Below are 12743 nucleotides of genomic sequence, written 5' to 3'. Positions count from 1 at the left end.
GCCACCGGTCACCGGTGGCGGCACCCGTTCGGCGGCCCTACGGTCAACCGGCGCCGGGGCCGCGAAACGGCCGCGGGCCCTCGTACGACGTGAGGTCGGGCACCCGCCAGCCGTCCAGGTCGTACTCGTCCAGGCACGCGTCGACGAGGGCCTTGCACCGCTCCAGGTCGCCGCCGGCGATCGCCGCCGACAGCAGCTCGACCCGGGTGTTCTCGTGGTTGCCGGCGTAGTTGCGCTCGTACAGCTCGTGCCGGCCGCCGAACTCCGAGCCGACGGCGTCCCACAGCAGCTTCATCACCTTCACCCGGTCGACCGCCTCGACCCCCTGCGAGCCGCGCAGGTACCGGTCCAGGTACGGGCGCACCTCGGGGCTGGCGAAGTCCTCCGTACCCGAGTTGACGTAGATGAGGCCGCTGGCCACGTCCTGCAGCACGATCTCCCGTACCCGGGGGTACCCCACCTGCATGAACCACCGGTAGGCCAGGCCGTAGCGGGGATTGGGCAGGACGGAGCCGCCGTGCCACGGCACCGGGTCGCGGGCCGCCGCGCCGGCCAGCCCCTGGAACAGGTTGCGCCAGGCCAGCACCTCACCCAGCCGGCTCTGCACGCCCCGGAAGTCGGCGGTGCCGGTCGTCTCCAGCGCCTTGGCCAGCAGACCGGCCAGGAACTCCAGCTTCACCGCGAGCCGTACGCAGCCGTGGAAGGTGAACCGCTCGGTGAACCCGGACCGGCCGGCGAACGTCTGCACCTTGGCCAGGTCCCCGTAGACGAAGACGTTCTCCCACGGGATGAGGACCTTGTCGAGTACGAGGATGGTGTCGTTCTCGTCCAGCCGGGACGACAACGGGTAGTCGAACGGGCTGCCCATCACGTTCGCGGTGGCCGTGTACGACGGGCGGCAGATCAGCCGTACGCCCGGCGCGTCCGTCGGCACGGCCGCGACCAGCGCGAACTCCCGCCGGGCCACCGGGAGGCCGTAGTGGGCGACGAACGTGTGGTGGGTCAGGGCCGCCCCGGTCGCCACCACCTTCGCGCCGCTGACCACCACGCCGGCGTCGGTCTCCCGCTCCACGTGCACGAACACGTCGGCGACCTCGTCCGGACGACGCGAGCGGTCCACCGGCGGGTGGACGATGGCGTGGCTCCAGTAGAGGACCTTCTCCTGCGACTCCCGGTACCAGCGGCGCGCGTTGTCGGCGAAGGGCTCGTAGAACTCGGCGTTGGCGCCCAGGGTGCCGAGGAACGACGCCTTGTAGTCCGGGCTGCGCCCCAGCCAGCCGTAGCTCATCCGGGCCCAGGCGGCGATGGCGCGCTCGTCGGCGACCAGGTCGTCGGCGCTGCGCGGGGTGGTGAAGAACCGGTGCGTGTAGCCGTCGCTGCCCGGTGCGTCGCAGGCCGTGGTGAGCACGGACCGGTGCTCCTCGGCGTGCAGCGCGTCGTACAGCCGGGCGGTCATCCGCACCGGGTTGCGGAACGCGGGATGGCTCGTGACGTCCCGGATCCGCTCGCCGTGCAGGTAGACCGCCCGGCCGTCGCGGAGCGTCTCGACGTACTCGTCCCCGGTCAGCGGCCGCGTGGCCGGGCTCACCGGCCGGCTCCGGTGTCGGGCCGGGACAGCCACCACGGGTTGGCCCGTGCCCACTCCACGGTGCGGGTCAGGCCCTCCCGGAGTTCGGTCTCCGCGCTCCACCCGAGCAGCATCCGGGCGCGGCTGGCGTCGGGTATGCGGCGCGGCAGGTCCTGGTATCCCGTGCCGAGCTGCTCGGCGGTGTCGACCGCCACGGCGTCGCCGTCGGCCCCGGTCACGGCGGCGACGAGGGCGACCGCGTCCGCGATCGTGGTCTCGCGCATGCTGCCGATGTTGATCGCCTCGCCGATGGTCTGTTCGCTGGCCCCGGCGAGGATCGTGCCCTCGACGGCGTCGGTGACGTAGGTGAAGCTGCGCGTCTGGTGGCCGTCGTCGTAGACGATCGGCGGACGGCCGTTCAACGCGCGGTGCACGCTGCGGCTGATCACGTACGCCGGCCGCTGCCGGGGACCGTAGACGTTGAAGTAGCGGACCACGCCGGCGGCGAGGCCGTGCTGCTGCACGAACCCGAAGGTGAGGTGCTCGGCGAGGGCCTTGCTGGTGGAGTAGCACCACCGCTGGGCGGTGGTCGGCCCGAGCACCCGGTCGGCGTCCTCACGCCACGGCACCGCCGGGTTCTTGCCGAAGATCTCGCTGGTGCTGGCGACCACGACGCGGGCGTCGACCAGCGTGGCGCGCTCCAGCACCCGCTTCGTCCCGACGAAGTTGACGTCGATGACGTCCAGCGGGCTGTCCAGGTAGGTGTCCACCCCGACGGCCGCGGCGAGGTGGTAGACCACGTCCACGTCGGGGGTGATCGCCGCCGCCAGCCCGTCGGGGTCCCGGACGTCGCCCCGGACGTGCCGGGCGTTGCGGCGCAGCAGGTCCAGGTGCGGCGGCGGGTCGCCGCTGTCGAGCACGGTGACGTCGGCCCCCGCGGTGACCAGCCGCTCCGCCAGGTGGCTGCCGACGAACCCGTGGCCGCCCGTGACGACGACCCGGGGGGCGTTCACCGGCCGACCCCGCGGTAGGTGTAGCCCAGGCGTTCCAGCATGGCGATCCTCTCCTTGGGCAGGTAGGCGCGGCCGTCGAGGACGAGGCAGGACTCGGCGACGGGCAGTCGGGCGAAGTCGAGGGCCGCGAAGTCCCGGTGCATGGCCAGCAGGGCGACGCAGTGTGCGTCCCGTACGGCCTCCTCGACGGTGGCGGTGACCGGCAGGCCGAAGATCTCGCGGGCCCGTGCCGGATCGACCAGCGGATCGTGGATCCTTACCTGGACGCCGGCCGCCAGCAGCGCCTCCACCACCGCCCGGGTCGGGGTGGCTCGCAGGTCGCCGGTGTCGTTCTTGAAGGCCAGGCCGAGCACCGCCACCGTCGCCTCGGACGGGGGCACCCGGCGGGCGTCGAGGTCGTCGAGGACCAGCCGGGCGGTGTAGCCGGGCATGCGTTGGTTGACCTCGCGGCCCACCGGCGCGGTGGTGATCTCCAGCCCGTGCCGCCGCGCGGACTGCCACACCATCCAGGGATCCTTGGTCAGGCAGGAGCCGCCGACGCCGACGCTCGGTCGCAGGATGTTGACGTTTCCGTTCCCCTTCGGGATGGAGTTCGCGGCGCTGATCACGTCCAGCACGTCGACCCCGTACAGGTCGCAGAACATGGCCAGTTCGTTGGCCAGGGCGATGTTGAGGTCGATCCACCAGTTGTCGGCGAGCTTGACGATCTCGGCGGCCTCCAGGGACTCCTGCGGGAGCGTGTCGGCGCCGAGCGCGCCGCGCAGGAAGTCCGCGGCGACCCGCGTGCTGTGCGGGTCGATGCCGCCGACGACGACCGGGAGGGTCCGCAGGTCGTGCAACGCCGTTCCCTCGGCGAGCCGCTCGGGCGCGAAGGCCAGGGCGAAGTCGGTACCGGCCCGCAGACCGCTCGACTCCAGCAACGGCCGGACGAGGTCCCTCGTCGTGCCGGGCGGGACGGTGCTCTTGAGGACCACCAGTTGGCCGGCGCGCAGGCTCCTGCCCAGCGCCGCGCAGGCCGCCCGCAGGTGGTCGTCGTCCAGTGACCCGTCGGGCCGTACCGGGGTGGCGACCGTGAGCAGGACGACGTCGGCGTCGGCGACGGCGTCCTGGTCCGTCGTCGCCCGCAGCCGGCCGTTGCCGATCCCGGCCGCGACGAGGTCGGCCAGTCCCGGCTCCGCCAGTGGGGTGGCGCCGCGGTTGAGGCGGGCCACCAGGTCGGTGTCGGTGTCGACACCGATGACGGAGAGCCCCCGGTCGGCGAGCGTGGCCGCGACGCAGGAGCCGACGTAGCCCATGCCGACGACGGCGACGGTGTGCGGCTCAGCCACGCCGGTCCTCCTCCCCGGTCCGGCGCCCGGCGGCTCCGGTCGCCGGGTGGCCCGGCGGATCCGGCGAGTCGACCGGTGTGGTGGCACTGGGCATGCTCGTCTCCTCACCCTCGCTACAAAGATCAACTCCCGGTCCGGCGCTGTTGCCGCAACGCCGGACCGGGAGGGAACGCGGCGGGATCGACAGCCATCGGCCTCAGCCTGTGGGTCGGTGATCTGGGATGCGCTGCGTCCCGCCCGATGCCACCGATCCTGTCGCTGATCACCTGCACCGGCATCTCTCTCCGTGCCCACCCGTCCGGCCACCGGCTGGCCCGACGGCGTCGAGGTGGGCCCGCGTCCCGGCCCGCGCGGTCGAGCACGCTGAGATGTGCCCCGGCCCCGCGCCGGTCGCGACGATGGCCGTTGGCGGAAGGGCCGCCTCCAGCACCATCGGCACCGGCGGGCCGGCCGCCGACGACCTCCGGCGCGGCGGGCCCGCACCGACCGGCGCCGTCGCCCCGGCCGACCGTTCCCGGGTACGGCGACGACGCGGGCGGGCCGAGGGGTGCGACACCACGAAGGAGCCTGACGACGTGAATAGCCGCGAGCTGGTGTCAGCCGCCCCGGCGTGCCGAATCTGCGCGGGGCCGGTACGCGAATGGGTGGACCTCGGTCGGCAGCCGGTCTCCAACGCCTTCCTCAGGCCGCGGGACGTCGGCGCGGAGAGGTTCTTCCGGCTGGCCGTCGGCATCTGCGCCGACTGCGCGATGGTCCAACAGTTGGAGGCCATGCCGACCGACCACATGTTCCGGGCCGACTACCCGTACCGGTCGTCCACCTCGGACGGGCTGCGCCGCCACTTCGAGGCGGTGGCCGGTCGGCTGCGGGACACCGAACTGACCGGCCCCGGTGACCTGGTCGTCGAGATCGGCTGCAACGACGGGCTGCTGCTCCGTACGCTCGGCGCGGCCGGTGTACGGCACCTCGGCGTGGACCCGTCGGCCGGCGCCGCGCAGGCGGCGACCGCCCACGGCGTCGAGGTCCGGGTCGACTTCTTCGACGAGCGCTCCGCCACCGCGATCCGGGCCGAGCGGGGCCCGGCGAAGGTCGTCTTCTCGGCCAACACCATCAGCCACATCGCCGACATCGACGAGGTGTTCCGCGGGGTCGACCGCCTGCTCACGCCGGACGGGATCTTCGTCTTCGAGGACCGGTACGTCGCCGACATCGTCGAGTACGCGTACTTCGATCAGATCTACGACGAGCACTTCTACCTGTTCTCGGTGCGCGCGGTGGACGCGATGGTGGCCCGGTTCGGCTTCGAGCTGGTCGACGTGGAGCACATCCCGATCCACGGTGGGTCGCTGCGCTACACCGTTGCCCGCCCCGGGGCCCGTCCGCGCCGGCCGAGCGTGGCCCGGATGATCGACGACGAGGCCCGGTACGGCCTCGGCGAGCACGACACGTACGCCCGCTTCGGCCGGCAGATCGACCGCATCGGCGCGGACCTGGTGGCGCTGCTGACCGACCTGCGTGGCGCGGGGCGGCGGGTGGTCGGCTACGGCGCCACCTCCAAGAGCGCGACCGTCACCAACTACTGCGGCATCGGGCCCGACCTCGTGCCGTACATCTGCGACACCACCCCGGAGAAGCAGGGCCGGCTCTCCCCGGGCGCGCACATCCCGGTACGACCGCACGAGGCGTTCGCGGACCCGTATCCCGACTACGCGCTGCTGTTCGCGTGGAACCACGCGGAGGAGATCATGGCCAAGGAGCGCCGGTTCGTCGAGCAGGGCGGTCGCTGGATCCTCTACGTCCCGCACGTACACATCGTGTGATCGACCGTCCCGCCGGAGTGGCGGCCCGCGGCGGCGGGCCGCCACGGCCCCGCCATGCCGACGCGACGGCCGGCCACGGCGACGGTCGCGAACCGTCCGGGACGGTCCGCGACCGGGGCGCGGTGTCTACGGCGACGGCGACGCCCGGGCCGCCGGCACCGGATCCGGTCCCTCGATGCGCAGTCGCCGTCGCTGCTCCTCGGCGTCGACCCGCACCCGGCCGAGCGTCACCCGCAGCATCGGCGGCGCCATCACCGAGGTCACGATGGCGACGAGGACGACGACGGTGTACATGCCGACGTCGAAGATGCCCAGCCGCAGGCCCGCCAACGCCACGATGACCTCGACCACGCCCCGGGCGTTCATGCCCGCGCCGACGGCAAGCCCCTCCCAGGTCGACAGCCCGCTCAGTCGGGCGCCGGCGTACGCGCCGCAGAACTTGCCCCCGATGGCGACGAGGACGACGGCCAGCGCCGTCCAGGCGAGGCCGGGGTCGGCGAGCGCGGTCAGGTCCATCCGCAGGCCGGCGCTGGCCAGGAAGATCGGCGCCAGGACGGTGAGCACGACCGTCCGCAGCGGCGCCAGCTTCGCCGGGTCCGGGGTGCCGACGAGCAGGCCCGCGACGAACGCCCCGAGCACCGCCTCCATGCCCAGGGCGTGACTGGTCGCCGCGCCGATCAGCACGATGACCACGGTCGCGGCGACCGTCGGGCCCGCGTCGGGCGACCGCGCGGCGCGGCGCATCACCGCCCGTACCGCGACCCGGCCGACGGTCGCCGCGACGACGGCGAAGCCCGCCAGGGCGGCTACGGAGACGGCCACCGAGCCGGCGGTGAGCCCGGTCGTGGCCGCGGCGGCCAGGAGCGACAGCAGGAACCAGCAGACGGCGTCGTCCACGGTGCCCGCCATCAGGATGAGCTGACCCACGGTGCGGTGCAGCAGGCCCATGTCGGTCAGGGTCTTGGCGATCACCGGCAGCGCGGTCACGCCCATCGCCACCCCGAGGAACAGGGCGAACAACGTCCGTTCCGTCCGCCCGTCGCCGGCGGGCGCGGACAGGGCCAGGCCGAGACCGACCCCGCACAGCAGCGGCAGCACCAGCCCGGACAGGCTCACGGTGACCGCGGTGCGCCGACGGTCGCGCAGCAGGCCCAGGTCGAGGTGTGTGCCGGTGATGCCGACGAGCAGCAGGACGCCGAGCTGCCCGACCGCGTCGATCAGGTGCATGTCCCCGGCCTCGGAGGGCAGGAGCAGCCGGGACGCCTGCGGATACAGGTGCCCGAGCAGGGAGGGGCCCAGCAGCACCCCGGTGAGCAGTTCGCCGACGATGGTGGGCAGACCGACCAGTGTGGCCAGGCGGCCGAGGACCCGGGCCACCAGCAGCAGCGCGGCGAGGCCGACCAGCAGGACGAGCAGGGAATCCGCGCCCAGCGGCGGGATCACGTCGAGCCTCACCGGGCCCGCCCTTCCGCCGGCGGTGCGCCGGGACCGTCGTGCCACGCCGCGTGCAGGTGCGACCCGGCCGCCCGGGCCGCGGTGAGACTGGCCCAGGAGACCAGCTCCAGCAGCCGGCGGTCGGCGGGCTCGTCGAGGCGGTAGCCCGCGACCATCGCGTCGGTGACCCGGTACGAGAAGAACGCGACGGTCAGGGCGAGCCGCCCCGCCGCCCGGTCCTCCGTCGGCAGTTCGTCGAGCGCCGCCTCCAGCGCGGCCCGGTCGGCCACCGCCCGCAGCCCGGCCGGTCCGGCCAGCAGGTCGAGCAGGAGCCCCCGTACGGACGGGGGCACCGCCTGCTCCGCGGCCTCGTCGACGGCGGCGCAGGCCCGGGCGAACGCGGTGGCCAGGGTGGTGTCGGCCGCCGCCCAGGCGAGGTCCGGCGGTACCGGGGCCGGCGGGAGCAGGTCCACGTCGGCCCCCGCGTCGCCGCCCCGGCGGGCCAGGCGACCCATCGTCACGGCGGCCAGCCAGCGCGCCGCCCGGGTCGCGGCCGGCGGGAGCCCGACCGGCAGGGGCGAGGGCGCCAGGAAGACGTTCACCATCCGGTTGAGGTAGTGGAAGAGCACCGCGACGCCGATGAGCTGGGCGAGTTCGGTGGCGTCCAGCCGGGGCGGGCGGACGCCCGGGGCGTCGCCGCCGTGCCGGAACCACTCGACCACCTCACGCAGCCGTGGCGCGGTGATCTCGGCGAGCCGGTCGTCGGCGACCGCGTCGGCGTCCGGGCCGCGCAGCAGCCCGCGCAGCGCGCTGCCGTGGACCTCGACGCAGTACGGGCAGCGGTTGGCCCGGGAGACGGCCGCCGCCACCGCCTCCCGGGTGTCCCGACCGACCGGGCCGTCGGCGAGCAGCGCCTCGCGCAGCATCAACCAGCAGGCGGCGAGGAGGGGAGGCGCGGCGGCGTGCAGCGTGACCGGCGGCGCGAGCAGGCCGAACTCCCGCTCGAGCCGCCGGTAGACGTGCCGGACCAGACCGGGAGCGGCCCGTGCCGGGACAGCGCTCAGGTGTTCGATGTGGCTCTGGGTCACCCGGCGGGTCAGCCGGGCGAGCAGTGTGCCCATGGGCGTTCTCCTGTGCTGGTCCGGCGCATCGTTCACGCGTCCCGTGGCGGAGGCACGGCCGTCGTCCGGCTGCCGTCGGGGGACGGGGCGCCGTACGTGACGGCGACGCCCCGCTGCTGCGCGGCGCGGACCAGGCCGGGGATCGCGCGTTCGGCCAGCGCGGCGATGGTCAGGGCGGGGTTGACGGTCAGCGCCCCCGGGACCGCCGAGCCGTCGGTGACGAAGATGCCCGGGTGGTCGCGCAGCTCGTGCCGGTCGTCCAAGGCGGAGGTCGCCGGGTCGTCTCCGATCCGGCAGGAGGACAACGGGTGCACGGTGTACGCGCCCACCTGGTCGTTCGTCCACGGCCGTACCCGGGCCAGCCCGTCCCGCTCCAGGATGTCCCGGACGTCGGCGTCGGACTCGGCCCAGCCGCGCAGCGTGTTCTCCGTCGGGTCGTAGCGCAGCGATCCGCGTCCGAGCATCTGCTGGGCGATCCGCTCGGCGTTTCCGCGTGCCGGCGGGGCGCCGAAGACGCCCTCGTTGTCGTCCTCGGTCATCGCGAAGACGGTCAGCCAGGAGCGCCACCGGCGCAGCATCTCCTTCTTCTCCCGGCCGAACCAGGTCGGCCCGGTGGCGCCGGGCACCTGGGCGAGTACGGTGCCCAGGCCCGGCGGGAAGTACAGCTGTTCCAGGGAGTAGCGGCTGTACTCGGGCAGCGACGCGTCGAGCTTGTCCCAGGTCGCCACGCACGGGCCCTTGCCGATCTGGTAGGCCTCGTACGCCGTGCCGTCACCCCGGTCGAGCCCGAGCAGTTCGCGGGCCCGCTCGTCGTTCACCACGGCGGTGTTCAGCCGCTCGCCGTTGCCGGAGAAGTAGCGGCCGACGGCCGCCGGCATGGCGCCCAGGTCGGCCGTCGAGCGCTGGAGGATGACCGGGGTGGCCCCGGCGCCGGCCGCGAGCACCACGATCTTCGCCTCGATCACGCCGCCGCCCCGGGTGACCCGGTAGTCCTCGTCGTCGATCACGTCGTAGTGGATCCGGTAGCCGCCCTCCGGGGTCCGGGACAGCCGCTGCACCTCGTGCAGCGGCCGGATCTGCGCGCCGTGGGCCAGCGCGGCGGGCAGGTAGTTCAGCAGCAGGGACCGCTTGGCGTCGAACCGGCAGCCGGCCATCATCCAGTTGCAGTTGGTGCAGCGCGGCTTGTCGATCGCCGACGGGACGGGGTTCGCGGTACGTCCGGCGTGGTGGCAGGCGGCGGCGAAGAGGCCGCCGGCGAAAGGCACGTCGTTCCAGGACTGCTCGGTCACCGGCAGCGCGCCGCTGACCACGTCGTACCACGGGTCCAGGGTGTCCCGGCTGATCGCGGCCGGCCACATCCGCCGCCCGAGGCTGCCGCTGCGCTCGAAGACGAACCGGGGCGCGCGGGGCATCGTGGCGAAGTAGACGACGCTGCCGCCGCCGACGCAGTTGCCGGCGAGCACGCTCATTCCGTCGCCGACGGTGAAGTCGAAGATCCGGGTGTACGACGAGCCGAGGAGGAAGTCGTGGTCGAACTCGTCGCTGGCGAGCCACGGTCCCCGCTCCAGCACCACGACCCGGGCCCCGCCCGCGGCGAGGTGGTACGCGGGGATCGCGCCGCCGAAGCCACTGCCCACGACGACGACGTCGGTCTGCTCGATGCTGGTCATGCCGGGCTTCCTGTCGCCGTGGTCTGCGGGTGGACGGTGGCCAGCTGCCGCTGGTAGGAGAAGCGCGGGAAGCGCCACAGCCCGTCCCCGTCCGGGCTGCGGTAGCCGAGGACGGTCAGGCCGACGTGCCCCTGTTCGAGCGCGTCGACGGTGGACAGGTGCGGGGCGCTGTCGAAGGCCATGGTGCAGAAGAGGGCGACGCCGAACCACACCTCCCGCTCCGGGTGCGACGGATCGGTCAGCTCCTGGACCAGGGCGGTCCGGGCGTCGAAGTCGAGCGCGACGAACGGCGGCACCGCCGGGTCGAGGAGGAGCTGCCTGGCCCGGGCGTGGTTCTGCGCGTGCATGTTGAGCAACCCCGCCATGCCGTCCAGCGCCTCGGCCAGCCCCAGCGCGGAGTGCGCGAGCAGCTCCAGCGCGCCCGCCTCCACCGCGCCGGGGTCGTCCACGACACCGGCGATCGCGCGGTCCTCGGGGAAGCGCTTGGCGCCGGGGATGATCGTGTCGGCGAAGGCCTCCAGCGTCGCGGTCCGTACCGGATCGACCGACGTGGCCCCGGCCATCAGCGCGTCCCCCCGGTGCCGCCGGACGCGCCGGCCGCGGGCGGGTCGAACTGGCCCGGTCGCCGGCCCGGGCCGGCCGGCCCGCGGTACGCCTGGGCGATGTCCAGCCAGTGGTCGGCGTCGGCGCCGGACGCGCTCAGCGCGAGGTCGTCCCGGTGCCGTCGGCGGGTGACGAGCAGGCAGAGGTCGACGGCGGGACCGTGGATCAGCTCGGCGCCCTCCGGGCCGTGCGTCCACAGCTCGCCGGACGGCGCGGTCAGCTCGTACCGGAACCCCCGCTCCGGCGGCGTCTGGTTGCGGCTGAGGTAGCCGAAGTCCCACGTCCGGACGGCGAAGTCGACGATGTGCCGGATCCGGTCGGTGTGCTCCCGCCGTACGCCCAGGGCGTCGGCGATGTCCTGGCCGTGGGCGAACACCTCCATCATCCCGGCGGCGGCGAGGATCGGCGCCGGCAGCGGGCGGACGAGCCAGGGCACGACCTGCCCGGCCGGTACGGCGGCGAGCGCCTCCACCGCCGTGGTCCACTCCTCGAGCCAGCGCCCGCGCAGCGCCGCCGCCCCGGCGTCCAGGTAGCGGGACAGCGCCGCGGTCACGTTGGCGTCGAAGTCGTCGCCGAGCTGCTCCATCAGGGCCCGGAACGCCGGGGCGTCGGAGGCCGCGACGGCGGCCATCCGGAAGACCGCGCTCAGGTGCGCGACCTGGTGGCGGATCTCCCAGCCCGGCGCCGGGGTCGGCCGGGCCCAGTCGTCGGGGCCCAGCGTGGCGAGCAACCGGTCGAGTTCCGCGCAGTCGTCCGCCAGATCGGCGAACACGTTGGACTTTTCCATCATTGTCCTTACGGCTTGGCGTGGCCCCCAATTCGGCCGTCGCGCCGTGAGGACGGCGCAGCAGGACGGGCACGCGCGGGGGAGGTCGCGAATTCAGCCTGCCGACGAGGCTCGACGTCGTCCTCTCCCGCTGTGCGGTCCTGACCGGCGTACCCGCCGCGCCAGGGCCGGCGGTCGAGCGGCCGTCGCCTGCTCGGTCCCGGTGACTGGGCACAGCGGAAGAAGACTCCCCCTCCCGGTTGACCGACGATGGAACGGCCGTCGATAGCTGACGGTGACCGGTCGACCTCGGTAGGAGAGCGGGAGCGATGCCCACCATCGTCGGTTCGCTACGTCGTCACGTGCTGGCCCCGTCACTGCGGCAGGTCGGTTTCACCGAACGGCGGTTTCCCGTCGGCTCGTCGGCCGCGACGCGGCACCTGGAGGCGATCCCGCAGGCCGTCGTGTGCGGCTTCGAGTGGGGCATCGGGCCGTGTGACCTGTGGGAGGCGGAGCGCCGCCTGACACTTGTCGACCCGTACCTGCGCGGTTTCGCCTACGAGGGCGTCACCATGGCGTTCACCATCCGTGACGCGATGTCGATGTACCGCACGAGCCGTGCCCGGGACCTGCTCGCCGGGCCGGGGCGCCCGCACATCTTCCTGAACTACATCGGCATCGGCTTCGCCATGGCACGGCTGCCCCGGCCGCTGTGGCGCCGGATCGTACCGGACCTGTCCGGGGTGCCGTACCACCCGACGATGAGCTGGCTCGCCGTCGACGGGTACGGCTTCGACCTCGCCTACTTCGACGTCGACCGTTGGGTGGGCGGCCAGGAACGGCCCCGGCCGTACCCGTGGGAGGACGCGCCGGAGTACTTCATGCGGGCCGTGGACCAGGGGATCGGTCGGGCCCTGTGGTTCGTCCACGCCGGCCGCCCCGACGACGTGACGACGGCGGTCGGCCGCTTCGCCGGCGAACGGCAGGCCGACCTGTGGGCCGGTGTCGGGCTGGCGGCCACCTTCGCCGGCGGCTGCGACAGCGCCGGGCTCACGTCGCTGCGGCGCGGCGCCGGCGGGTATCGATCGCACCTGGCGCAGGGCGCGGTCTTCGCCGCCCGGGCGCGGACGTTCTCGGGCGCCGTGCCGCCGCACACCGACGAGACCGTCGTGGCGCTGACCGGCCTTCCGGTCGCCGCCGCGTCGGCGCTGGCCGACGAGGTCGCCGTCGGCGGCCTCCCGGCCTCGCGGGGCGAACCGGCGTACGAGGTGTGGCGCCGGCGCGTACGCGCGCACTTCGACGCCGAGCCGGCGGGCGCGCCCGGGTCCTGAGCATCCCCGGCGGGCGACCGCCCCGCCGCCACCCACGTCGCCGCAGGCGGACCGGTCGGACCCGGTCCGTCCGGTCGACGCTGACCACCT

General features: G+C 74.0%; 10 protein-coding genes. 2 read left to right on the top strand and 8 right to left on the bottom strand.

Features of this window, described 5'->3' with window-relative positions; translation table 11 throughout:
- Positions 1–43: 43 nt before the first annotated feature.
- From GA0070621_RS13445 to GA0070621_RS13435, 3 genes are read right to left on the bottom strand one after another with little or no spacing between them, the layout of a single operon-like run.
- Entirely contained in the window at positions 44–1588 is a 1545-nt protein-coding gene (locus GA0070621_RS13445) for a 4-hydroxyphenylacetate 3-hydroxylase family protein (RefSeq protein WP_091202370.1), read from the bottom strand.
- Positions 1585–2580, bottom strand: a complete 996-nt coding sequence (locus GA0070621_RS13440; protein ID WP_091195309.1) for an NAD-dependent epimerase/dehydratase family protein — start codon at positions 2578–2580, stop codon at positions 1585–1587. Before GA0070621_RS13440 ends, GA0070621_RS13445 begins: the two co-directional genes overlap by 4 nt.
- Positions 2577–3908 (bottom strand): nucleotide sugar dehydrogenase, encoded by a 1332-nt coding sequence (locus GA0070621_RS13435; RefSeq protein WP_269455586.1) that lies wholly within the window; start codon positions 3906–3908, stop codon positions 2577–2579. Before GA0070621_RS13435 ends, GA0070621_RS13440 begins: the two co-directional genes overlap by 4 nt.
- A gap of 575 nt (positions 3909–4483) precedes the next feature.
- On the opposite strand from GA0070621_RS13435, the gene GA0070621_RS13430 reads away from it, so the two are divergent.
- On the top strand, positions 4484–5728 hold the full coding sequence (locus GA0070621_RS13430) for a class I SAM-dependent methyltransferase (RefSeq protein ID WP_231921015.1): 1245 nt from the start codon (positions 4484–4486) through the stop codon (positions 5726–5728).
- Between the two features lie 126 nt (positions 5729–5854).
- Here GA0070621_RS13430 and GA0070621_RS13425 read toward each other — a convergent pair whose 3' ends face one another.
- Genes GA0070621_RS13425 through GA0070621_RS13405 form a run of 5 tightly spaced genes read right to left on the bottom strand, consistent with a single transcriptional unit; the run spans position 5855 to position 11346 of the window.
- Positions 5855–7183, bottom strand: a complete 1329-nt coding sequence (locus GA0070621_RS13425; protein WP_091202367.1) for a cation:proton antiporter — start codon at positions 7181–7183, stop codon at positions 5855–5857.
- Positions 7180–8283, bottom strand: coding sequence for a carboxymuconolactone decarboxylase family protein (locus GA0070621_RS13420; protein WP_091195307.1), 1104 nt, complete (start codon positions 8281–8283; stop codon positions 7180–7182). The genes GA0070621_RS13425 and GA0070621_RS13420 overlap by 4 nt, the downstream gene beginning before the upstream one ends.
- A gap of 32 nt (positions 8284–8315) precedes the next feature.
- Positions 8316–9953 (bottom strand): GMC family oxidoreductase N-terminal domain-containing protein, encoded by a 1638-nt coding sequence (locus tag GA0070621_RS13415; RefSeq protein WP_091195304.1) that lies wholly within the window; start codon positions 9951–9953, stop codon positions 8316–8318.
- Positions 9950–10519, bottom strand: a complete 570-nt coding sequence (locus GA0070621_RS13410; protein ID WP_407940345.1) for a DUF5987 family protein — start codon at positions 10517–10519, stop codon at positions 9950–9952. The genes GA0070621_RS13415 and GA0070621_RS13410 overlap by 4 nt, the downstream gene beginning before the upstream one ends.
- Positions 10516–11346, bottom strand: a complete 831-nt coding sequence (locus GA0070621_RS13405) for a TIGR03084 family metal-binding protein (RefSeq protein WP_091195298.1) — start codon at positions 11344–11346, stop codon at positions 10516–10518. Before GA0070621_RS13405 ends, GA0070621_RS13410 begins: the two co-directional genes overlap by 4 nt.
- Positions 11347–11651: 305 nt before the next feature.
- Between GA0070621_RS13405 and GA0070621_RS13400 the strand changes: the two genes are divergently transcribed.
- The gene (locus GA0070621_RS13400; protein ID WP_091195295.1) at positions 11652–12653 is read left to right on the top strand and encodes a DUF1702 family protein; all 1002 of its coding nucleotides are present in this window, start codon (positions 11652–11654) and stop codon (positions 12651–12653) included.
- Positions 12654–12743 lie beyond the last annotated feature (90 nt).

Source organism: Micromonospora narathiwatensis (assembly GCF_900089605.1).
GTDB lineage: Bacteria > Actinomycetota > Actinomycetes > Mycobacteriales > Micromonosporaceae > Micromonospora > Micromonospora narathiwatensis.
The sequence above is the reverse complement of the archived record's forward strand: the minus strand, read 5'-3'. Positions and strand labels throughout refer to the sequence as shown.

Bases quoted from the DNA above. Each gene is read 5' to 3' on its own strand.
- GA0070621_RS13415 (WP_091195304.1), bottom strand. From the start codon at position 9,953: ATGACCAGCATCGAGCAGACCGACGTCGTCGTCGTGGGCAGTGGCTTC.
- GA0070621_RS13405 (WP_091195298.1), bottom strand. From the start codon at position 11,346: ATGATGGAAAAGTCCAACGTGTTCGCCGATCTGGCGGACGACTGCGCG.
- GA0070621_RS13420 (WP_091195307.1), bottom strand. From the start codon at position 8,283: ATGGGCACACTGCTCGCCCGGCTGACCCGCCGGGTGACCCAGAGCCAC.
- GA0070621_RS13400 (WP_091195295.1), top strand. From the start codon at position 11,652: ATGCCCACCATCGTCGGTTCGCTACGTCGTCACGTGCTGGCCCCGTCA.